Annotated in this window: 21 protein-coding genes and 2 pseudogenes; 7 read left to right on the top strand and 16 right to left on the bottom strand. The window is 41.6% G+C overall.

The features are described from left to right. The first annotated feature begins 155 nt into the window (after positions 1-155). On the top strand, positions 156-1,241 hold the full coding sequence (locus ACQY3F_RS00200) for a primosomal protein N' (replication factor Y) - superfamily II helicase (RefSeq protein WP_428352916.1): 1,086 nt from the start codon (positions 156-158) through the stop codon (positions 1,239-1,241). Between the two features lie 45 nt (positions 1,242-1,286). Here ACQY3F_RS00200 and ACQY3F_RS00195 read toward each other — a convergent pair whose 3' ends face one another. The 6 genes from ACQY3F_RS00195 to ACQY3F_RS00170 all read right to left on the bottom strand — a co-directional run bounded on the left by ACQY3F_RS00195 (position 1,287) and on the right by ACQY3F_RS00170 (position 7,170). Beyond that, positions 1,287-2,378: a M12 family metallopeptidase gene (locus tag ACQY3F_RS00195; protein ID WP_428352917.1), complete on the bottom strand. Its 1,092-nt coding sequence runs from the start codon at positions 2,376-2,378 to the stop codon at positions 1,287-1,289. A 412-nt stretch (positions 2,379-2,790) separates the two neighbouring features. Continuing rightward, positions 2,791-3,132: a hypothetical protein gene (locus ACQY3F_RS00190; protein WP_428352918.1), complete on the bottom strand. Its 342-nt coding sequence runs from the start codon at positions 3,130-3,132 to the stop codon at positions 2,791-2,793. Positions 3,133-3,153: 21 nt separating this feature from the next. After that, complete coding sequence (locus ACQY3F_RS00185) at positions 3,154-4,143, bottom strand: hypothetical protein (RefSeq protein ID WP_428352919.1); 990 nt, start codon at positions 4,141-4,143, stop codon at positions 3,154-3,156. 204 nt (positions 4,144-4,347) lie between these two features. Continuing rightward, on the bottom strand, positions 4,348-6,081 hold the full coding sequence (locus ACQY3F_RS00180) for a hypothetical protein (protein ID WP_428352920.1): 1,734 nt from the start codon (positions 6,079-6,081) through the stop codon (positions 4,348-4,350). Positions 6,082-6,312: 231 nt separating this feature from the next. Continuing rightward, positions 6,313-6,738, bottom strand: a complete 426-nt coding sequence (locus tag ACQY3F_RS00175) for a GMC oxidoreductase (RefSeq protein WP_428352921.1) — start codon at positions 6,736-6,738, stop codon at positions 6,313-6,315. Positions 6,739-6,933: 195 nt separating this feature from the next. After that, a complete protein-coding gene (locus tag ACQY3F_RS00170) occupies positions 6,934-7,170 on the bottom strand; it encodes a hypothetical protein (RefSeq protein WP_428352922.1) in 237 nt (78 codons plus the stop codon). A gap of 74 nt (positions 7,171-7,244) precedes the next feature. Here ACQY3F_RS00170 and tnpA point away from each other — a divergent pair, with 74 nt between their 5' ends. The 5 genes and pseudogenes from tnpA to tnpC all read left to right on the top strand — a co-directional run bounded on the left by tnpA (position 7,245) and on the right by tnpC (position 12,043). Continuing rightward, on the top strand, positions 7,245-7,562 hold the full coding sequence (gene tnpA, locus ACQY3F_RS00165) for an IS66 family insertion sequence element accessory protein TnpA (RefSeq protein ID WP_428352923.1): 318 nt from the start codon (positions 7,245-7,247) through the stop codon (positions 7,560-7,562). Positions 7,563-7,698: 136 nt separating this feature from the next. Then, positions 7,699-8,606 (top strand): annotated as a pseudogene (locus ACQY3F_RS00160) (tyrosine-type recombinase/integrase). Further along, positions 8,603-9,679, top strand: a complete 1,077-nt coding sequence (locus tag ACQY3F_RS00155) for an IS91 family transposase (protein ID WP_428352924.1) — start codon at positions 8,603-8,605, stop codon at positions 9,677-9,679. The pseudogene ACQY3F_RS00160 and the gene ACQY3F_RS00155 overlap by 4 nt, the downstream one beginning before the upstream one ends. A gap of 329 nt (positions 9,680-10,008) precedes the next feature. Then, positions 10,009-10,362 carry an IS66 family insertion sequence element accessory protein TnpB gene (tnpB, locus tag ACQY3F_RS00150; protein ID WP_428352935.1) on the top strand — a complete coding sequence of 118 codons (354 nt, stop codon included), beginning with the start codon at positions 10,009-10,011 and terminating at the stop codon, positions 10,360-10,362. Between the two features lie 46 nt (positions 10,363-10,408). Continuing rightward, on the top strand, positions 10,409-12,043 hold the full coding sequence (gene tnpC / locus ACQY3F_RS00145; RefSeq protein ID WP_428352934.1) for an IS66 family transposase: 1,635 nt from the start codon (positions 10,409-10,411) through the stop codon (positions 12,041-12,043). A gap of 28 nt (positions 12,044-12,071) precedes the next feature. On the opposite strand, the gene ACQY3F_RS00140 is transcribed toward tnpC, so the two are convergent. Together ACQY3F_RS00140 and ACQY3F_RS00135 are read right to left on the bottom strand one after the other, a co-directional pair. Then, positions 12,072-12,605, bottom strand: a complete 534-nt coding sequence (locus tag ACQY3F_RS00140; protein WP_428352933.1) for an ISAs1 family transposase — start codon at positions 12,603-12,605, stop codon at positions 12,072-12,074. Next, a complete protein-coding gene (locus ACQY3F_RS00135; RefSeq protein ID WP_428352932.1) occupies positions 12,584-13,036 on the bottom strand; it encodes a transposase family protein in 453 nt (150 codons plus the stop codon). Before ACQY3F_RS00135 ends, ACQY3F_RS00140 begins: the two co-directional genes overlap by 22 nt. Positions 13,037-13,266: 230 nt before the next feature. On the opposite strand from ACQY3F_RS00135, the gene ACQY3F_RS00130 reads away from it, so the two are divergent. After that, the gene (locus tag ACQY3F_RS00130; protein WP_428352931.1) at positions 13,267-14,463 is read left to right on the top strand and encodes an ISAzo13 family transposase; all 1,197 of its coding nucleotides are present in this window, start codon (positions 13,267-13,269) and stop codon (positions 14,461-14,463) included. On the opposite strand, the gene ACQY3F_RS00125 is transcribed toward ACQY3F_RS00130, so the two are convergent. The 8 genes and pseudogenes from ACQY3F_RS00125 to ACQY3F_RS00090 form a co-directional block, all read right to left on the bottom strand. After that, positions 14,394-14,957 (bottom strand): Druantia anti-phage system protein DruA, encoded by a 564-nt coding sequence (locus ACQY3F_RS00125; protein ID WP_428352930.1) that lies wholly within the window; start codon positions 14,955-14,957, stop codon positions 14,394-14,396. The genes ACQY3F_RS00130 and ACQY3F_RS00125 overlap by 70 nt on opposite strands. Positions 14,958-15,052: 95 nt before the next feature. After that, the gene (locus ACQY3F_RS00120) at positions 15,053-16,219 is read right to left on the bottom strand and encodes a GMC family oxidoreductase N-terminal domain-containing protein (protein WP_428352929.1); all 1,167 of its coding nucleotides are present in this window, start codon (positions 16,217-16,219) and stop codon (positions 15,053-15,055) included. 164 nt (positions 16,220-16,383) lie between these two features. Next, complete coding sequence (locus ACQY3F_RS00115) at positions 16,384-17,940, bottom strand: patatin-like phospholipase family protein (RefSeq protein ID WP_428352928.1); 1,557 nt, start codon at positions 17,938-17,940, stop codon at positions 16,384-16,386. A gap of 28 nt (positions 17,941-17,968) precedes the next feature. Further along, entirely contained in the window at positions 17,969-18,847 is an 879-nt protein-coding gene (locus tag ACQY3F_RS00110) for an acetoacetate decarboxylase family protein (RefSeq protein WP_428352927.1), read from the bottom strand. A 121-nt stretch (positions 18,848-18,968) separates the two neighbouring features. Next, positions 18,969-19,943 carry an esterase gene (locus ACQY3F_RS00105; protein ID WP_428352926.1) on the bottom strand — a complete coding sequence of 325 codons (975 nt, stop codon included), beginning with the start codon at positions 19,941-19,943 and terminating at the stop codon, positions 18,969-18,971. A 343-nt stretch (positions 19,944-20,286) separates the two neighbouring features. After that, positions 20,287-20,796 (bottom strand): alkaline phosphatase D family protein, encoded by a 510-nt coding sequence (locus tag ACQY3F_RS00100; RefSeq protein ID WP_428352925.1) that lies wholly within the window; start codon positions 20,794-20,796, stop codon positions 20,287-20,289. 404 nt (positions 20,797-21,200) lie between these two features. Then, positions 21,201-22,277 (bottom strand): IS91 family transposase, encoded by a 1,077-nt coding sequence (locus tag ACQY3F_RS00095; RefSeq protein ID WP_428352924.1) that lies wholly within the window; start codon positions 22,275-22,277, stop codon positions 21,201-21,203. After that, positions 22,274-23,181 (bottom strand): annotated as a pseudogene (locus ACQY3F_RS00090) (tyrosine-type recombinase/integrase). The gene ACQY3F_RS00095 and the pseudogene ACQY3F_RS00090 overlap by 4 nt, the downstream one beginning before the upstream one ends. Positions 23,182-23,237 lie beyond the last annotated feature (56 nt).

The following is a 23,237-nucleotide window of genomic DNA, read 5'->3' as shown; positions in this document are numbered from 1 at the left end:
TAATTTCTTATGCAAGCTGGTCTGCCAGATAAACCTTTCTAAACTAGTGTTTCTCCACTTTTAACCTAGCTCTTTAGAGCATTAACGTGAAAGCGAATAAAAAAACCCAAGCAAATTTTACACATAATCAGTTTCCCTGCTCCCAATGTGGCGCAATGCTTAAATATCAGCCGGGGACTACGCATCAGACTTGTGAATACTGTGGACAAGAAAATGCTATTGTTGATAAACAAGAGGCTATACAAGAATACGATTTTCATAACGCCCTGGAAACGCTTGCAAAAACACAATCGACACCCGTCAGCAAACAGGCTCATTGTGATGCCTGTGGCGCAAATTTTAAATTTGCGGCTAATCTTAATGCCGGTCAATGTCCGTTTTGTGGCACGGATATCGTTGTCAGTACGCAACAAAACAAACTTATTTCACCCAAATCCTTATTGCCCTTTGTCATCAATCAAAGTGAAGCCAATGATAAATTTCATCTCTGGTTACAACGTTTGTGGTTTGCGCCCAATAAAATTAAAAAATATGCGCGCAAAAACAACAAGCTCATCGGCATATACATTCCTTACTGGACTTATGATAGTGATACAGAGACCACGTATACAGGGGCCAGAGGGGATACTTATTATGTGAATCAGCGGGTCAGTTATGTACAAAATGGACGTCAGGTATCCACCGTTAAACGCGTGCCTAAAATCCGCTGGACCCATGTTCGAGGGCGTGTTTCACGATTCTTTGATGACGTTCTGATAGGCGCAAGTCGGTCTTTGCCACGCCAAATTATTGACCATTTACATCCCTGGGATCTGCAAAACCTGGTACCTTACGAAGAAAAATATATTAGTGGATTTCAAAGTGAAGTATATCAAGTTGAACTGGATGAAGGGTTTGATCATGCCAGACAGGTAATGGACGGCATTATTCATCAGGATATCGCTTACGATATAGGCGGTGATCACCAGCGTATACATAAGATGAATACCCGGTATAACCATATTACCTATAAACATTGCCTGTTACCCATCTGGTCAGCGGCATTCTTATATCGCAATAAAACCTATCGATTTGTTGTCAATGGCCGCACAGGACAAGTCCAGGGCGAACGCCCATACAGTTACTGGAAGATTGCTATTGCGGTTATTACCGGGTTAATTGTTATTGGCGGGGGAATCACTTACCTGCAACAGTCAGGCGCTTTAGAGCATATTGAATATGGTAATTATTACGCTTATTAATACCCGCCATTAGAACCACTCTGCCTTCTAGAAAGTTATTGCACATCAGTACAACATGATCGCCCCACTCCCTTGAGTCATGGCGTAGTACAATCGCGTCCGGATGATATATTTGCGTCCACGATGCAAACGAAAGATAATTTTAGCATTATAATCCAGCCCGCTATCATCATCTCCATCAAGGTATTCCTGGCTACCCTCTCGAACTTCGAATAAAACCATCACGGTATCCATCTCACCAAAAGTCTGTATCGTGTAATCCCGACTGTTCGCTGGGTTAATTTCAAAATTGATTTGTTCACCCGCAGCAATATCAAATCGATGTGATTCATACGCGCGTAACTCAGGTAACCTTTTAGGAATCGGTGGGTATAAACGCGTCACCGTCTGCATATCATGTGTCGAAAGACCGCTAGCCGGGACCAAAGAGCGGGTCTGATACTCTACTGGATGCTTGATCAGACCCGCCTGAAACTGGTAATGCATAATCGAATCTTTATCCCAAACCGATCCATCAACAGTGTTTGCCGGGATCTTGCGGATAATATTCCAGCGCGTTTGCTCCCTTGGCCAATTATTAGGCGGGCCACCAAGAGCTTCATAGACTTTTTCCTCATCCCAGACTATCCCGGCCTTGGGGTTCTGATGCTCGTGAGGAAAGCCCAAAGCATGCCCTATCTCATGTAGTGCTGTATCACGGCCATAGGGAGTCGTAAGATCCCAGCCGAAATTAACTGTCCGTGTTGCCGGGTCTTTAGCGAACTTAATACTATCCCTGCCAACATATGACCAGGAACCGTCTGACGGGTCAAAACCTATCCTGAGAATTGCATCAGCAGCATCCTCGACTTCCTGAAAGCTAAGGCCAATACCCAAATCTTTCCAGACTGCAAAAGCATCACGTACTGCCTGCTCCTGTTCATTTCCTCCGCGCCAGTGTGCAGGCCCTTTAAAGAAAAAATATGTTAAATTAGTCCCATTCGTCCACATCTTATCCATACTTGCTATAAGACGCAGCCTATGTCCATCGGTAATATGGCTCAGATCCCTATCCTGTACTTCGGGAAGTGAACAACAAAGGGTAATATCCTCTGTTGTTGCAGCGTATTCTTGACTGGTTTTCTTTTTAGCAGTCATTGGTTTCACCTCATTTATTTGTCGGGTTGGTCAAAATAAGAGAATCTATAAAAATATTTTAGCTAAAAAAGTAGTAACTACTCAGACAAGCTGAGTAGTTACAGCAAAATAAACACTGTAGGATGGGCAAAGGGCTTCATCCGTGCCCATCAACGAAAACATGATGGGCACGTCGTACCTCCTTTGCCCATCCTACAAAAACGCTTGTTCCATCAGGGTGTTTTTTATCAAATGCCTGATTTTCTGGTACCTGGCTGGAAATATACAATCTAATTTTTATTCGTATTCAAAGCCTGCCCCGTGCTTGATACGGGGACGTAGGAACAAGCGCATAGCCAGCTACGTAACAGTTTCTACAACGCAGAAGACGGATAAAAAGACTAGCCAGTTTTAAGTTATTTCGTGCGCGTTCCTAAGCAACAATGGCTGCTGCCTGCACCGCTAAAACGACTAAAATTTTAACCGCATTTGCCGCCCTACCCACCATTTCAGCGATACCTTCTAGCTCTTTAATGTTTTTTCTAATATTATCATTTATCACTTCAAGCTCTGTTGATGCTTGAGTAAGAGCATCAACCTTGTTGGTGATTTCTTCAAGAATTAGCATATCTTCTATTTCATCAAGTTTGATATATAATTTTTCCAGCTCTTTGCGCTTCTTGCTACTAATCGATACGTCAAAACGTGCACTGCCTGCTGACTTTTTTGCCTGCCTAACTATTTGAATGACTTTTAAACGTTCTGTATTTGCCATATTCGCATCCTCATCGTTTTTTTACCTACTGATATTCTGACTTTCAATAGTATTCCTGAACCGTTGCGCTGACTTAATCTCACCATAGAGCATAATAATCTCTTCTATCTTTCCTTCTAAGGTCTGACTTTCCTGCAGTTTATCGTAAAGTTTAGTATGTGCAGCCTGAAAAGTACGCATTGCCTGCCGGGTTCGTTTTGCTAATGGCTTTATTGATTTTGCTTTTAATAACAATTCATTAAAAATTTCTACATCCCGAATAGATTTATTTCCCAGTCCACTGGTTAGCAGGCCTTGATATTCATCCACTAACCCTGTTTCTACTAATTCGCCAAACCCAGGAAATTGCTGTCCATCGTCATCAACGACACAAACCCCATTTTCATCCACTGCACCACAAATATACAAATCCATTAAGTCTGTTACTGATGCAGCCATTTTATGCATAATCGGTTCAGCACCAATGACTGCCTCCTTGAGTGCCTCTGCCTGTTTATAGCGAATAAAAACGCCACCTCCAGCGCGAACAATCTCAGCAACAGCCGCACCAAAACCCTCGAGATCTTCTCCCGAAACTTCATTGTATTGACTCACACCGCCATCTATTTCCGTTGCCAGAATTTCGGTCTCTTCTTCAAGCCTCTGAGTAAAGTCACTTGAACTTAACTTGGTTAGTAATTTCACATACCCATCAATCACGTTTAAAGCTGAATCAGCCCTTGCAGAAGTATGCAGGGAATTTAAAAACACATCGACATCTTTACTCATCTTTGCCGCAGCAGAGCCCGGATCACTTATACTTGCGGAAGCATATACATTTTCAGCAAACATTGACTGTATATGTAAGTCAATCACTGCACTAGGAAGCTCGCTATAGTTTTCAGCTGCCAAGGCAAAATCCCCAACCGCATTAACCTGGCTTGGGGTAAGCACTGCACAGCCTTGTATCGTTAATATTAAAACCAGTAAAGCCGTGCCATTAAAAGGATTGTTAAATTGTAATCCGCTCACTAAGCCTCTCCGTTTCAACAAATCATTAACTTCATTAAGTATGAGTATTCATTCAATATTTAAACGAAAATATCAACAAGTTCATCACGTTCAGTTCTAACAATACATAAGTGAACTAAAGGTAACCATGCGCCTACATTTAATCTTTGCAATTTACCAGAGCACTACAAGTGCCTTATTGTTCTGACACCTTACGAAAGCACATTATATCTTCGGTTCTGCTTTACCACTTTGATCCATTCTATCTTTGAAATCACTCCAATGAACCATATCTTCCACAAAATAATCAAATGCGCGTCCAGGTGGACTAGGTACTCTTTTGCATTTATTTTCTATATCCAGAATATATAAACTACGTAACACACCTTGTCGCCTATAACCCTGATCTTTCCTAGGCAGGATTTGGTCTCTCCAGGTACCGAAATTTATATAAGTACTGAGATGTGTGCTATCAATATTCGGCTGTTCCTGTAACGGGACATGCGTATGACCTTCGCCATGTATCTGAAATCCGTAATGCCTGTATTCAGGTAAAAAAGCGGGGAATTTACGCATTTCCTGCAACTTTACTCCTTTATTATGATGCCGGTCGAGAAGTGCAAGAAATTTCATTAGCCAGGCAATAGCGGTAATTTCCAGGCCTGCACCAAACCTTTCCAGCATAACAAGAATTTTCTTAGTCACTCTCAAACCAACCCTGCGCAACATTGGCGAAGTCTGATAAGTAAAGTCCCAACTTAGCCATTGGATAATACATTCATAAAGAGTCTCTTCAATAATTGCAATGGCACCTTGCTGTTTCTTGAGCTCAACTTTAAACAGCCGATAATTTTCATCTTGCATGTTTACTTGATGACTCTTTTCATCCCGCTTATTGACACTGCGCATTCTGTCAGCTTCTTCAAGAATTCGGGTTAAGGCGGTATAAGTTGGGCGATACAAATCCAATTCATCAAGAATGCAGTTTAAGCGTTGATTTTCATACCCTAGATCATCTTCTTTATTTAGTTCATCTAGCTTAATTTTTACCCGGTGAATAAAGGTTGAAAGCACCCCTGCCGCTACCGTATCTCCAAAACAGGGTAGAAAAAAAGGTGAATAACGTAATTTCTTCCATTTTTCTACATTCCAGCCATCTGCAACTGACCAGCCTGGTGAACCTTGCGCTTGATCAATCTTGCGACTATTTGCCTTGTCACGCCATTGACCGTGTGTGGTAAAAAAACGAAATCCGGTATCGCCATAATAAAATGGCAAATAAGGCGCAGTTTTCTTATCAATAAACATTGATTCATCGCCATACATTCGCCCTATAGCCTGACGTTCTTCTAATGAAATATTCTCAATTTTTATGCCCAAGCCTTGTTCATAAAAATACTTTAATGCCTTTTGGTCGCAGAATAGCTCTTTATCATGATTACCGATAGTAATGACAATTTTTACTTTTCCCTTAACAATTCCTTTTACATCAGTCTCTAAGCGCTCTCCCAAACTCGACAATGAAGCAAAAAAATCAGCGTGCTGAACTTCAACTATTTCTTGTATGATCTGGTTAACGACTCTGGAAAAATCTTCTTCACGCTCACGCTCCCAAGGGTAAATATTGTTCTCTGCCCATCGGCCACTACGGATCATGTCAACAATATCACCATCCAGAACAAATAGAACCTCGTTTATATCATACGTTTTACAGCGTGATACCAATGAATCGTAAAATCCATCCCAGATAAATTTACCCAGATTTTGAAAGCCTACCGTTCCATCGGTAAGATGAATATCACTAACACAAACACAGAGGCGATTACCGCGCTGATCAACTTTATGTGCCTCATTTATAAGATCAAGGTACTGCTCTTTGACCGGAGCATAACCGGCAATCTCAACTAGCTTTTGCCATACATTATTTAAACTGAATGAAGTGCCTGTATCATTACTCATATTAATCACCTGTTTTAAACCTAAAAACATCAGTTTATAGTAGAATACTTCGCGCGGTGACGGTTGCGGATTTTATAACGAGTCGATTTTTGTTGCGAGAAAAGCCTGCCCGTACTTGATACGGGGGCAGCTGAAACAGCTGCATAGCTAGCTACGCAACTATTTCAGAACGCAGCTATCGGCAAAAATCGGCCGCTATAAAACCGCAATCGTGGCCGTGCAAAGTATAGGTTAAAGCCCTCCATCGGGATCCGGATGTATGCCTGTAATTCCTTCAGCAACTCGCTCTGATAGTGCAGATATTGTTGCAACCGGATTAGCTCCAACGGCAGTAGGTAACAATGCACCATCTGCCACATAAAGCCCTTGGTAGCCAAAAACCTGACCAAAGGTTTCAACTTGGGCACTGGTAACACCATGTTCAGGATCATCGGCTATTCGACACCCCCCCAGAGCATGCACCGTAATATTGCTCTTCATAGGCCATAGCCAGTTAGGTAGCGGAATAAAAACTTTACCACCGGTCCATTCTTTAAATCGTTTACCTACGTCGAGAATTGCCTGATACAGTGACATGCTGTCCTTATAAGGCCAATCTATATTAATAAATCCCTTTTCAGTCAGCTCTATCGTGCCATTACTCTTATCTAGTCCCATACACAATAGGACAACACTATTGAACGAGGCATCTCCTTTTAAGAGCTGATTAAATGCGTAACCAATACGTCCTGTGGTGATGCCCTGTAGAAAACGAGATGCAAAAACCCTGGCCGTTCTAACAAAAGCATTAAAATGAGATAATCCAGGTTTGATACCCTCAACATCAGGGTTAATTTGTTCATATTCTAAACCTTATGCGGCACAAGGCCTCCTGGTATTTTTTGTAATTTTCAAATAGTCTAAAACAGCTCTGGTATTCTTATTGAGTTGCCTCATTTTCTTTGAAATCCCTTTCTCAACTTTTGATTTTATTAATCCGATAGCAAAGCGCCTAAGACGGGTCATGTTCTCAGGGCCATAACCGGTACGAATTGTTGAGCGATCTTCATCAAAAACCCAGTCAATAATATAATGACTGTAAGCGCTCAATAGTCAGCGTACTTCACGGCAACTCAGATTAATGCCAAACTATCCCCATTGTTAAATACCACGGGGAATTTTAAATGGCAGCGTTAGAAAAAATACAGGCAAAGACTTTCTGGCCTATTCACATAGAGCACTGGCAGGCATCAGGCCAATCACAGGTAGCTTATTGTCGACAGCATGATTTATGTCCGCAAAAGTTAGGCTACTGGAAACGTAAATCGACTGTAAAGCCGACTACTTCCCCTACAGGGTTTACACGTATTCGGGTTGACGGGGATCGTTCATCTGCGCCAGTCCCAGGATTATCTTTGCAATTTAATGATGGTATTCGGTTGGAAGGTATTACGCAGGATACTATGCCGTGTATTCAACCACTGCTTGAGCTGTTGCGATGACGGTTGTTGGACGAAGCCGCTATCGCGGAGAAAAACAGCGCATCCCTTAAATTTAAAGTGTAACCTCATTGCCTGTTATATGCATAACAGGTAACTTGTAAGCTCATCCAACTAACAATAATGAGGTTACACTGTTATGACACCATCGATAGAGCTTAAATTCAACCATTATTATATCCAGCACTGTAAGCATTTAAAGCTTAAGGGACTGCAACCCAAAACCATTGACGCTTATTCACGCGCTATTCGCCGTATCGGGGAACACTTTCAGGGGCATCTGGATAACTTAACGCAAGATCAACTGGTGGATTATTTTCATGCTCTTTTAAGCCGCCTTTCCTGGAGTGCCGTGAAACTAGATCTCTATGGTCTCAAGTTTTTCTATACACATGTGCTACAAAAGCCGTGGGTTGATGTGCTAATGATTAAACCACCACGATGTACGCGTATACCCGATATTGTCACTGTGGTTGAAGCACAACAACTGTTTATGTCGACCCGTAATCTAAGCTATCGAGTTTTTTATTTTACGATTTACAGTCTAGGTTTACGTTTGGGCGAGGGCTTAAGCCTGAAAGTAGGTGATATTGATGCGACACGCATGCGGGTACATATTCGCAATGCCAAAGGCAATAAGGATCGGCTTGTGCCTTTGCCTGTGAATACCTTGAAGGTGTTGCGTAAGTTTTGGGCTGTGCATAAAAATCCAGTGCTGGTATTTCCCAACCGTGCCCGGGGTCTAAAAGGTGCACATCTTGCTGAATCCCCCCTTGATCGCGGTGGCATCCAGAAGACAATCCGTCTTGTGACGCAAGAAATGGGACTAAAAAAAAGATTTCCTGCCACTCGCTGCGCCACAGTTACGCCACTCACCTGTTAGAAGCCGGGGTTGATTTAGTTGAGTTGCAGAAGATTCTGGGCCATACCAGTTTAGTAACCACGGCTCGCTATACGCATTTGACCGATATTACCGATGAGAATGCAGAGCTGCACATTAATCAGTTAGTCAATGACTTTTCTATTCACTGGGGGCAGATTTCATGATAACCCTAGCTGCAGTGATTGATCAATTTCAGTCTGACTTTTTAAGCGAGTATCAATCTCGTTTACGCTCCAATCAGATCAGTGCATTACATGCCATGAAGAGCTGTCGGACACAGCTGAGTCCTGTGATGCAGGTTAACTGTGCAGACTGTGACTATCAAACCTTTGTGCCTCATTCCTGTGGCCAGCGTAACTGCCCGCATTGTCAACATCATGAGAGTCAACAATGGATTGAACGACAGGTACAAAAACAAGTCCCTGCTGATTATTTTATGAATACCTTTACCTTACCTGCGCAGTTAAGGTCGTTAGCCAGGCAGCATCCGCGGTTACTTTACAGTATGATGTTTGACTGTGCCTGGGCGACTTTACAGAGTTTTAGTAAAAATGATAAGCAGTTGCAAGGCGATGCCGGGGCGATTGCTGTCTTACATACACACTCACGCGAATTAAATTATCATCCGCATATTCATGTCATTATGCCTGCGGCAATCGTGGATAAAATCAAGAAGCTCTGGCGCACTAAGGAAGGCAAATACCTGTTTCATCATAAAGCACTAGCAAAAGTATTTCGTGCAAAGATGCTAGCGCGTATGAACGAAGAAAAGTTGCCATTTCCCACAGCTATTCCGGAAAAATGGGTGGTCGATTGTAAGTTTGTCGGTGCAGGCGATAAAGCATTGATATATCTGGGTCGATACCTGTATCGTGGTGTGATTCGTGAACAGGATATCTTATCCTGCCAAAATGGCAAAGTAACCTACCGTTATCAAGACAGCAAAACCAAACGCTATCAAACCAAAACGGTATCGGGGGCTAAATTTCTGTGGCTGGTGCTGCAACATGTTTTGCCTAAAGGCTTTCGTCGTGCGCGCAATTATGGCTTTTTACATCCGAATAGCAAGGGTGTTATTAAGTTGATTCACTCCCTGCTAAAGTTTGACCCGACGAAGATATTGCGTGCACTCAAAGTACGGCCGGCATTCAGTTGCAAATGTTGTGGCGGGGCGATGGTTGTTGGGCGTCGGCAAATACCCAGGGTGGAAATAATGTTTCAGCCTTTGCCAACTTAACAATTGGAATCACTAGCGCTTATGTAAATTTAAACACTTCGACCCAGGCTATCAGCGGATTAAATGCTGAGGGAGTTGCTTGGGCTAAAATCGGAGATTAAGGCAGAATTTTGCTCCGATACTTGGACTTTGAGAGTTGACTGCAATGGACAACGCTCAAAGTTCAGTTAAACAGGTAAAAACAGAGGTTCGATTCATCAGTCGGGCTGATCAACAAAAAGCTATTTTCATAGAGCGCATTAAATGAATTCCTACTATCGTGCCGGGCTTGTCCAACAAACGGTTCAGATTGTGGCTCGCTTCGCGATCACAATCTAACCTTATTCGTTATGCGTCCCTCTCTGTCTTTGACAGAAGTGTATCTGTATCGGCAGCCCATTGATTTTCGTAAGTCACATCGGGGCTTATCGGCGATTGTTGAATGTGAGTTAGGGCATAATCCTTTTGAGGGGGCTCTCTATGCCTTTACGAATAAACGGCGGAATAAGATTAAATGCCTGTTTTGGGAAGATAATGGTTTTGTCCTTTATTACAAGTCATTGGTAGAAGAAACATTTAAGTGGCCTAAGGGTGAGGAAGAGACATTAACCTTAACAGGCCAGCAGTTAAACTGGCTGCTGGATGGCTTTGATATTAGCGCGATGAAAGGTCATAAAAAACTTCAATATGAGTCTGTTTTTTAGCTGTTTTTGTGTTCATTATTGCCACTATAAAGGCTATAATAAAGCCATGATTTTAGCCGATATTTCAAATATAAAACAACAAGATAAAGCCGGTTCTTTGCTGTCGGAGAGTGTTGCTTTGTTGCTTGAAAAAAAACAGGCTATTGATGAACTGACGCGTGTGATTGAAGTTAAGTCTGGGGTGATTTCCGAACAGAAAAAACGCATCCTTATTCTGGAAGAGGTACTACGCTTATCTAAAATAAAACGCTTTGGATCATCCAGTGAACAATCTCATCAATCCTCTTTGTTTGATGAAGCAGAGAATGAAGCGGATAGCGATGAGGAGCTAGACCTGGAGGCTGATGAAGCACCTGAGGACGAAAAACAAACAAGTTCTACTGGCACCAAGAAAAAGCCGGGACGCAAACCCTTCTCAGATAAGTTACCTCGCGAGCAAATTTTTATTTATTTAACCGATGAAGAAAAAGAAGGTGCTATTGATACTTTCTTTACTAAAGTGAAAGAAGAGCTGGATATTATTCCTGCTAAAGTACGTGTTCTTGAATACATGCAGGAAAAAGCGGTCTTTATCAAACAGATTGAAGGCGAAAAACAACGCCAGGTTAAAGCCGCACAAATGCCCAGACACCCTATTGCCAGAGCAATGGGAAGCATCAGTTTAATGTGCTTTGTTATTATCGCCAAGTATGCTGACGGCTTACCTTTATATCGGCAAGAAGGCATCTTGTCTCGTTATGGGGGTGACATCTCCAGAGCGACATTAGCAAACTGGATGATCGCACTGGCTAAACAACTTCAGCCCCTGATTAACCTGATGCGAGAGCATCAACACACAGGGGCAGTCATACTCGCTGATGAAACGCGGGTTCAGGTATTAAAAGAACCGGGGCGGCCAGCGACCTCAGATAAATATATGTGGGTGACGCTTGGCGGGCCACCGGGTGAAAAAAGCATCCTGTTTGAATACGATCCCTCTCGTAGTGGAGACGTCCCCATGCGCCTGCTTGACGGCTTTAGTGGCTATCTGCAAACCGATGGCTATGCGGGGTACAATGCCGTGTGCCAAAAAAACAGCATCACCCAGCTGGGGTGCTGGGATCATGCGCGTCGTTATTTTAAAGATGCCCAGAATGCACAGCCTAAACGCAAAAAGGGACAAAATAACAAACCCTCAAAAGCAGGTAAAGCGCTGAGCCTGATCAATAAACTGTATGTCATTGAGCGAGAAATTAAAGACCTGTCAGTGGATGAAAAATATCAGCAGCGCCAGGAGAAGAGCATTCCTGTATTGAACCAGCTCAAAGCCTATCTGGAAGAAAACCAGCATAAAGTACCTAAAGATAGCCTGACAGGAAAGGCAATGACTTACCTGAGTAACCAGTGGGAAAAACTCAATGTGTATTGCACCCATGGTGAACTCAATATTAGCAACATCCTGGCAGAAAATGCGATTCGCCCGTTTGTGATAGGGCGCAAAGCCTGGTTATTTTCTGATACCCCTGCGGGTGCTCGTGCCAGTGCAATACATTACAGCCTGATAGAAACAGCTAAAGCAAATGGGCTGGAGCCTTATGCATATCTTAAGCAGGTTCTCACTGCTTTACCTTATGCTGATACGGTTGATAAAGTGGAGGCTTTGTTGCCCTGGAATATTAAAAAATCAGATACGCCTGAATAGGGCAAGTACGTGCTTCGTTGAGCGCTTACTAATGACTGACTTCAATAGACCAGTGACCTCGAACTTTATATAAGATGGTTTTCGGATCTGCGTCTTTTTTTGTTCTGCTGGTCACACCGTAAGCGGTCGCAAGTGATGTTTTTCCACTTTTCTTGTCCGTTATTTCTCGTTCTATGCGATAAACCTGGGCAACATGAGGGAATAATACATACTCACTTAATTCCGATGTGACCCAGATTCTACGAATCTCAATTCGTCCGTGCCCGACAGACACTTTGTCTTCATAATCTGCCAAACGGCTATCATTTGAAAAGTAGGTGGTAATATCATCAAGCAGTGTCGGCTGGTTTCCTTTGACACTAAAATAATAATGCGCTTTTCGTTGTTCTACTAAATAACGCGCGAATTCAATCTGGGTGTGCAAAGCATCGCTGGTGATATCTTTATTTTCAATCGGTAGTGTATCTAATAATTTCGGAGCAAATGTTATTTCATTGGTTTGCTTAACTTCATCCGACCCATCTCCAACAGGCAAAGTACCTACTTTTTTTGGGCGTAGCAAATTCCTGTGGTATGCCCAACAGCACTCATTATTTGTGTTTGGCACCCTGATTCATCAATCGCATTACACATGACTTTGCCATCTATTGCGAGTGAGTTGTCATCCTGGGCATAGGCTTTGTTCCAGGCATTAAAGGCTGCGTCAAGTTCATTCGGGTCTACTCTTACTAAGATATTTCTAAAAATGCTTAGGCTTGGAATCACATAACGGCCTTTATCATAACGGCAACGAAAATGCGCTCTGGACTTTTGAGATAAGCTTTCAGCCCAGTCAAAAATAGATTCATAGCTCCTCATGCCGCATAACACAGCTCCAGCGGCTATTCCCAGAACAGTCTGTATTCTATGGCGTCGCCCTTGGGCTCTACGGGGATCATTAATTTCCTTGAAGAAATCCGGTAATGAACGCATTTGATGACGCGTTATTTTCATTTTTACCTCACCTAATAAAAAATGATGACTTAATATAGTGTGAGATAAAACAGATTGTGCTCGACGATGAAGTGGCTTAACGAAAATCAGCTTTTTGTGCTCTGTTTGAGCAGAGTAACCGTCTGTTAGGGAGATGGAAAGAAATAATCATCCAAACGAAGTAAGCTTGTGTCTCAATAATTTATAATAATGAATTCTGAATTTATTCTCACACTAGGCAGATAAGCTTGTTGATATTAACAGATAGCATTATAGGTTGGATTATAAATACAGCCCATCGTTTAAAAGGCTCGGTACGTCGTATATTCATGGCTGAAACGGTGGAGCTACTAGGCTCAGGTGGTGCAAGTATTGCTGAAGAAAAACTAGGATGGAATAGAGGCACTATCCGAAAAGGACAATATGAACTTGAAACTCAGCCCATAGAAGATAATTTTTCAGCGAGAGGGCGTAATAAAAGTGAAGAGCATTTTCCTCATCTACTTGATGACATAAAAAAAATTGCTGAACCGGAGTGTCAAACGGATCCCTCTTTTAATTCCTGTCGATTATATACCCGGCTAACGGCTAAAGAAGTTAGAAAACGTTTACTGGAGATTGATTATTACGATGAAAAAACATTACCTTGCTCAAAAACTATCAATACAAAATTAAATGACCTGAGTTACCATCCAAAAAAGGTACAAAAAACAAAGCCTCATAAGAAAATCAAGGAAACGGATGCAATTTTTGAACAAGTTCATTCAGTCAATGGAATGGCAGATATCAACCCAAAAGAGATTCGTATATCAATTGATGCCAAAGCAAGAATGAATATAGGAAATTTTTCACGGGGAGGACGAAATCGGGTTTTAACAAAAGCAGAGGATCATGATTTAGATGTTAAGGAAAAGTTAACTCCTTTTGGTTTTTATCTGCCTGAACATGATGATTTTTTCCTTTTCTTTACAGCAGGCTATGCCAGCAGTGATTTCATCGTTGACCGATTGGAAGAAATTTGGCCAGAAATTCAAGAAAAATATGGAGTAGATATTCTGACAATTAACGCTGACAATGGTATGGAGAACAGTAGCTCCAGAACTCAGTTTATAAAAAGGCTTGTGGAGTTTGCTGAAAAAAGCAACATAAAGATAAAACTGGCCTACTACCCTCCTTATCATAGTAAATATAACCCAATTGAACGAGTATGGGGAGCCTATGAAAATCATATTAGTGGCGACATAATGGATACAGTTGAAACAACTTTAAAATTTGCCAAAAGTATGACCTACAATGGCAAAGCACCTATTGTTAAATTAACAGAAAAAATATATGAAACAGGAGTAAAGGTAGGTAAAAAAGCAATGAAGACGTATTATCAGTTTGTTGACCGAATGCCATCGTTGGAGAAATGGTTTTTGACCATTTCTCCTGGTTGTTCTGGATGATTATTTCTTTCCATCTCCCTTACCCTGCGAAACCCTTTCGTGTAACCAATAGCCTGCCAGTTACTGGCTCGATAAACACCTCCATGAAATCGCTTTGGATCGACAAAGGTCTCGACCAACAAAATAGGGTGTCCATACTTTTCAACCCAATCATTGGATAAGCGTTTAAGGCACAGTGAAAGGAGGCGTGATCCTAGGTTTTTATCATGCCTCGTCGGTAATATCAAAAAACGGCTGTTGTTGGCAATCAGTTTTAAGCGGCCCGTTTGGTGGCGATAACTCCATCCTATCCAGCTATCACGAGCCGCACACTTTAATGCGGCGGCCGAAAAGCTGATCAGTGCAATCCATTCTGTTTCAGAATAGGCCACATACCAAAGGGTTTCACCAATTTTTGGAATAGCACCTAAGTAATGCTGGGCCTCCATCAAATCCTGATATTTTGGTTCTTCTTGCTTTAAAATGGGCCTGACTGATATTTGGTTGAGTTGCATCGTTTTATCTCAAGAAACTGGATAGAAACTATACATGCTTTTCATGGGTTTGTCCATCTTGGGGTGTAACTCATTACCATGCTTACCCTTTATAGCTAGAACAAATTAGCCGTGCCCTCAACATACCAGGCAGCAAAATTTGGATAACTCGCGTCTTCCATCACAAAAGCCCGTTCTTTGTCGAAGTTATTAAATAAATTATAATCGGTTTTCTGGGTAATCACCGGTCCGTAATTTGGGTCAGCAGGCTTTTCTCCTTCAAGAATAAAAGATAAGAAGTCACCATTTCCAGAAAAGTATTTACCTAGATTTCGACTAATATTAGGCAGCGTTTTGTGGACATCACGGCAACGCATTAATAATTCGTTAGACCCTAAAGTACCCGCTGAAACAACAACTCTTCGAGTGATTGCAGTACATTCTATTTTGCCGTTATTAAGATCTAGCCAGACGACTTTATAACCATATTCACCACTCGCTGAAGGATCTTCATCTCCTTGCGCATTTAAAGGGATAATTTTTTCTGCCAGCACTTCGGTCTGGATCTTTGCCCCATGTGTCTTTTCTGCGACAAATAAATAATTAAGATCAACCGTATTTTTAGAGTGCGTATTACAACCGACATCACATTCAGCACAGTAAACGCAAGAGGTTTGCACCGCGCCATAACGGTTTTTTTGCTGCACGCCGATATCTAAGGGGTTGTCAAAATCATTCCCAAAAAAAACATTAATATCCACTAACTCCGAATCATGCCCATCATGCTCGGCAAATTCTTTAAACAGCTCAGTACGGATGATCTTTCTCCGTGGATCATCATTTTGCGGAATGGGTCTAGCTCCCAGAACTGATTTTGCAACCTTATAGTAAGGTTGTAATACTTCTTTTTTACAGGTTTCTGGCCAACGCTCATCAAATACTTCATCAGGAGGTTGTAAAAACACATTTGCATAAATCAAAGAGCCACCACCAAGTCCTGCACATACTAGCGCATCGATATGATCAAACAGGCGAATATCAAACATTCCATGACTCTCTTTACTCCCTACATTTTCCGGTCTATTTCGCCCTTCACGAACAATATTCCAGAAATTATTCGCCATATCGTGTGGCTTACGCGGAAATGATCCCATTGGATAACGCTTTCCTCGCTCTAAAAGCATTACTTTTCCAGGCCACTTATTTGCTAAACGACAAGTGTTTATCGAACCTCCAAACCCGCTACCGATAACAATAGCTTCGTAATCATATTTTATTGCCATAAATTTGTCTCCAATGGTTTATTTATAGTCCATTGCTTTATCCTAGAAAAATCAGTTGCTCACATTTTCTAGGTTTATCGAATATTTACAATTAAATACACACTTTTACAAGCTCATACTGTGTGTGTCACGCTTTGACCGCGCAAAGTATTGCTAACAGAATATCATCCATGTTTAACATAACTATCCCAAAGCTCGCCCATAAAAAACTTGCCGAATTTAGCAATAGTCTTTACTTTATCCGTGCTTGAATCAGCATGTAGCACCTCAATTGTTGACACCAGATTGAGCAAATCGGTAACGCCCAGAGTTAAAATACCCGCACCAACGACCGGACCTGATTTATCGGTTCCCTTATGTAATTGAGTATATAAAGTGGTAGTTCCGGGCCATAAATCCAAAATTGACTCATCGCGAACCTCTTTCTTGCCCGCCAGGTAATAGGCTTCACCCTCAAATTCAAATCCTAGTTCATACACCATCAACTTAAGTTTAGGGTTATCGGTTGGATAAAATAGATTAAATATTCCCGAATTTGCAACGATCCCCGTGCCCATAGGAGAGTAATCAATCGTTCCGATTAAGCTTGCTGGATGCTCACTTTCCGCTACAAACTTGTCGATATCATCGATATCAATTTGCGCATGCATCGATAATTCAGTTCCGGCTCGTTTACCTTGATCACACCCTAGGTTTGGTTCTGTTGCATCTAAGGAAAATCCACCCGCCATGGTTTCCTTAAATTGTATACCTGGATTAAGTTCTGTCATTTTGGTCACATAGGGTTCAAAAGGAACCCCCTCCGGTTGCATATTGTTAAAATAGGCTCTCGCATCAGACTGCCCCATTTTGATTAAAGCAGTATGAGTAATTTCACCCAGATATAAAGCAGAATCCAGTGGTAATGGATGTTCTGGTTTAATTAGGTGGAGAGTGATAGGTTGTTGATGTCCGTATACCTTTTCTCCTTGTGTAATTCTGTTATTAATGTCTTTGATTTGTTGCAATTCCTTCTGTAAAGCGCCATTCGCACTCATTTCCAGCATTTGCACATAAATATCAAGTGCCCCGCCTCTATAGCGCGGAATATTACCCATAATCCAGATTAACCAAAGTTCATTTGCACCTCTTTTGACAGCATCTAGTAAGTTCGCATCTTGAATGAATCCTGAATCAAGATATGCTGTACCTTCAATGATTACCGGAGGCAAAGTTCCAGGTAAAGACATACCTGCGACTAATAAGTCTTCCGTGATATGCTGATGCTCAATCACTTGATTCATTTTATTAGTGAAATTACACACATTAAAAGTGCCCTGTACGCCTTGTGCCGCACGAATCTTTGCAAAATCTATACCCAAGTGTGGATAAACCTGCTCACGAAATCCTTTAGAACTACTTGCGCCCTTAAAGTCATCGATATTGAAGATATCTTTAAATGGCATAAAAGAGAACGTGTCCAACATATTTAAGCTTCGCCACCGCTCACAGATTTCATCTATTTCAAGACCGGAAAGTAGCATCGCTAAATTCAGTGAGCCACCAGAAGTACCGTCCATATGTTGAAACTTTAGATCATGTGCAAATATCTGCTGCATAGCTCCAGCAGCATAGGATAACCTCAGTCCACCACCCGGTAGAATTAATGCCCGTTTGGGTAAATCCATATCCTCTGCCGCACCTTGTGGGATATGAGCCAATTTTTCACTAGGAATACTCATACTTAAGCGCCTCTCAAAGACATTTTAGTCAGTCCTGTTCATCCGGAATAGGAGCGGTAGGGGGTGATAGCCATTCTTCACTCAAGCCTAGATTTATAATAGACTCCAGACCCTCCGGGGCTACTTCGGGTAATTTCTCGTAATCCAGAAACCAGCTTTCGATATGGTCATCCAGTGTGCCATTTATTGAGGGCAGAAACATAGTTGCCAAAGGCTTACCTATTTCAAGTTGTTTCATGGCCTGTAATCTTGGGTGATCACCAATTACAAAGCGGGCTTTAGCCTTACTAAACACATTCAGACCAAATTTAGTATTTAATAAAATATCTGATTTCATTAGCATTCCGCGAAAAGAACAGTAATTTGAGGCTATGGTCTTTACTGGAATACAGGTGTTTTTAGGTGCCTCAATTTCTACATAAGTTACCAGCTTTCCATCCAGATCATATTGACTACTAACTTTATTACCCTCTATTTTAAAATCCAAATGCCCTTGGTGCTTAGGCATACCCCATATACCCTTGCCTCCTTTAACAGATACTTCTGAAGAAACAGGTAAATCGATAACATATTGTCCGGTTTTGAAAAAATTCATAAAAATACCCGGTAATAACCTGGGGGCTGGTTTTTCTCCATGTGTACAAGCAATAGCAATGCTATATTCGATATATTTACCGATAGTAGTGTCTTTATAATTAATCACGGTCACAACTAATAATGCTTTTTTCCATAACCGGAAAGGATGGATACCATGCGGCAGAAATTGTTTAGCTTTTTCCTCATTAATTGGAAAAATAACCATCAATGCAGGTGAATTACTGGTATTAACAGGCAACTTAAACGGAATTCCATCGACTAAAGAGTATCGCCCAGCATATTGTTTTATACGTTTAGGAAAGCAGAACATGTTTTGACCTCTTAATCAGCGTTTATAAATAAATTGATACTATTTTTCCAATTCCTGAATAATGAGAGGAAAGGTATCTTGAGCAGCATTTTTTCCCATGAACACATCAAGATGTCCATAATCAGGCAGAAGGTGTAAGGTGTAAGGTGTGGTAATTTTCGCGCAAACTGGAAAAATATTGATAGGCATTAACCTGACTTTGCGGTAAAAAACATAAGTTATTTTCCCCTGCAAAAAATGCAAATCGGGCATCCGTTTTAGGTGCTATTTGAGTGAAGTCATTAGGTAATTCTGCAAATCCCTCAACTGAAATTAAATGCCCGGTTTTAATACATTGTGTAATTTGATCAAAAAACCTTAACGGTACTTCAGCAAATTCCTCTTTAAGCCACTCATGAGTTCCTTCATTCAAATTTTCATGACTCCATAAAGCTGGAAAGCCACTTCCATAAGTGAAGCTGACTTGTTTACATACCGCGTTATTGCATTCATGATGAGTTAGATTGACTAGAAACCTTATGAGTTTCGCCGTAAAGCTCGGTGCATCAACACCCCAATGAGGATTAAGATATGGAGTCATGATTTTAACCAAAGGCACTAAATAAGATAACTTAAATAAAGACCACTTTGGGACAACAGGATACAAAGATACAGCATTACTGATAATACAAGTGACTTCTGGAATTAAGCCTGCGATAGCAGACATGGTAAAACTGGTAGAACCCTGACAGTGAATGATTGCCTTAATCTCATTGACTCCCGTTTCAGAAACGACAGTCTTGACTGCTTGCGGGTGGTCATATAAAGCCGCTTGATCAAGAGTCCATAAGTTAGGTTTAAAATCAATGCTTGCGCGCCAATTTTCCAGCCACACATCATACCCTGCTGATATTAATGCATCGACTATAGTGGTTTCTACAGGCGCTCGAAAAATGTTAGCTCGTACACCCGCACCATGAACTAAAAGCACTGGCCCCTTTGATGGAGGGCGTTCTCCCTGAACATTGATCAGGTTTAATTGCATACCATCGCCAGCCGTAAACGGGATAATGCGCTCAGTGCATTTTTGTTTAAGAATTGGATTTTCTTCTGACATATTTAACTCCGTATAGCAAGATCTTGATAACTGAACTATCAAGCCTGCGAGCAATAATCCTAGAAAAATCAGTTGCTCTCGTTTTCTAGAACAAGCTCTTGATTCCACCGCACTTCTAAAAAATGTCCGCTTAACCTATGGGTGAAGCTAAATTTTTTTGAAAGTGTTATTTTAATTCAATATCTTGCACTATAAAATCGCACTCAACTATCTTTTCTAGGATAATAGAAAGATCACAACATTGAGTTTACAGCATCTAGCTTAATAAAAATTGACCCAAATGGGTCAAAATATCAATTTTTTTTAAATAACCCAAGGCATAAAAATCATTGCATCCTTACTTTTACCACTTGACTAATTTAAGTTTAGTTTCTATTTTTTTTAATTTACCACCGCACATCTCTTCTTTAATAAGTTGTCCATGCTTATCGAAGGCACGAACAGTCAGCAGTTGTTTTTTTCTATCAATATCCAGACGACAAAAATTATCTTCCTGAGTAAAGTTTTCAGCTTTGTAATCCATATTGATATTATTTGTCAATGCAAAAGTATCTTGCTGATTCGCCTCTCTAGAGTCATGAACGTAATTAGATGGATCTCCATCTGCAAAAGGAAAAGGCCAGTAAAATGCGGATGAAGTAACTGAAAATGCTTTGATACTGCTGGCCGCATCACTGCCGGAAAAACTGATTTGTGCAACATTCGAGCAATGTATATCACCTGATAAAAAGACCACATTTTGAATATTATTTTGCACAATATAGTCCATTAAAACTCGTTTTGTCGTTGGATATCCTGGCCATGAATCACTGGCCTCCTTATTACATTTGCTAGAAAACTCTCGGGCATCCATAGGGTTGGGAACAAAAACACTGGAAGTAACCAGAAATTTAGGTGTATTGCCACGTATTTTCTGTTGTTTACCTAGAACGAATAAGGTTAGATTGTGATCGCGAAGCGAGCCACAATCTGAACCGTTTGTTGGACAAGCCCGGCACGATAGTAGGAATTCATTTAATGCGCTCTATGAAAATAGCTTTTTGTTGATCAGCCCGACTGATGAATCGAACCTCTGTTTTTACCTGTTTAACTGAACTTTGAGCGTTGTCCATTGCAGTCAACTCTCAAAGTCCAAGTATCGGAGCAAAATTCTGCCTTAATCTCCGATTTTAGCCCAAGCAACTCCCTCAGCATTTAATCCGCTGATAGCCTGGGTCGAAGTGTTTAAATTTACATAAGCGCTAGTGATTCCAATTGTTAAGTTGGCAAAGGCTGAAACATTATTTCCACCCTGGGTATTTGCCGACGCCCAACAACCATCGCCCCGCCACAACATTTGCAACTGAATGCCGGCCGTACTTTGAGTGCACGCAATATCTTCGTCGGGTCAAACTTTAGCAGGGAGTGAATCAACTTAATAACACCCTTGCTATTCGGATGTAAAAAGCCATAATTGCGCGCACGACGAAAGCCTTTAGGCAAAACATGTTGCAGCACCAGCCACAGAAATTTAGCCCCCGATACCGTTTTGGTTTGATAGCGTTTGGTTTTGCTGTCTTGATAACGGTAGGTTACTTTGCCATTTTGGCAGGATAAGATATCCTGTTCACGAATCACACCACGATACAGGTATCGACCCAGATATATCAATGCTTTATCGCCTGCACCGACAAACTTACAATCGACCACCCATTTTTCCGGAATAGCTGTGGGAAATGGCAACTTTTCTTCGTTCATACGCGCTAGCATCTTTGCACGAAATACTTTTGCTAGTGCTTTATGATGAAACAGGTATTTGCCTTCCTTAGTGCGCCAGAGCTTCTTGATTTTATCCACGATTGCCGCAGGCATAATGACATGAATATGCGGATGATAATTTAATTCGCGTGAGTGTGTATGTAAGACAGCAATCGCCCCGGCATCGCCTTGCAACTGCTTATCATTTTTACTAAAACTCTGTAAAGTCGCCCAGGCACAGTCAAACATCATACTGTAAAGTAACCGCGGATGCTGCCTGGCTAACGACCTTAACTGCGCAGGTAAGGTAAAGGTATTCATAAAATAATCAGCAGGGACTTGTTTTTGTACCTGTCGTTCAATCCATTGTTGACTCTCATGATGTTGACAATGCGGGCAGTTACGCTGGCCACAGGAATGAGGCACAAAGGTTTGATAGTCACAGTCTGCACAGTTAACCTGCATCACAGGACTCAGCTGTGTCCGACAGCTCTTCATGGCATGTAATGCACTGATCTGATTGGAGCGTAAACGAGATTGATACTCGCTTAAAAAGTCAGACTGAAATTGATCAATCACTGCAGCTAGGGTTATCATGAAATCTGCCCCCAGTGAATAGAAAAGTCATTGACTAACTGATTAATGTGCAGCTCTGCATTCTCATCGGTAATATCGGTCAAATGCGTATAGCGAGCCGTGGTTACTAAACTGGTATGGCCCAGAATCTTCTGCAACTCAACTAAATCAACCCCGGCTTCTAACAGGTGAGTGGCGTAACTGTGGCGCAGCGAGTGGCAGGAAATCTTTTTTTTAGTCCCATTTCTTGCGTCACAAGACGGATTGTCTTCTGGATGCCACCGCGATCAAGGGGGGATTCAGCAAGATGTGCACCTTTTAGACCCCGGGCACGGTTGGGAAATACCAGCACTGGATTTTTATGCACAGCCCAAAACTTACGCAACACCTTCAAGGTATTCACAGGCAAAGGCACAAGCCGATCCTTATTGCCTTTGGCATTGCGAATATGTACCCGCATGCGTGTCGCATCAATATCACCTACTTTCAGGCTTAAGCCCTCGCCCAAACGTAAACCTAGACTGTAAATCGTAAAATAAAAAACTCGATAGCTTAGATTACGGGTCGACATAAACAGTTGTTGTGCTTCAACCACAGTGACAATATCGGGTATACGCGTACATCGTGGTGGTTTAATCATTAGCACATCAACCCACGGCTTTTGTAGCACATGTGTATAGAAAAACTTGAGACCATAGAGATCTAGTTTCACGGCACTCCAGGAAAGGCGGCTTAAAAGAGCATGAAAATAATCCACCAGTTGATCTTGCGTTAAGTTATCCAGATGCCCCTGAAAGTGTTCCCCGATACGGCGAATAGCGCGTGAATAAGCGTCAATGGTTTTGGGTTGCAGTCCCTTAAGCTTTAAATGCTTACAGTGCTGGATATAATAATGGTTGAATTTAAGCTCTATCGATGGTGTCATAACAGTGTAACCTCATTATTGTTAGTTGGATGAGCTTACAAGTTACCTGTTATGCA

The organism is Methyloprofundus sp. (genome assembly GCF_965251085.1).
Lineage (GTDB): Bacteria > Pseudomonadota > Gammaproteobacteria > Methylococcales > Methylomonadaceae > Methyloprofundus.
Note: the sequence above shows the minus strand (reverse complement) of the source record. Positions and strands in the feature narration are given on the sequence as shown.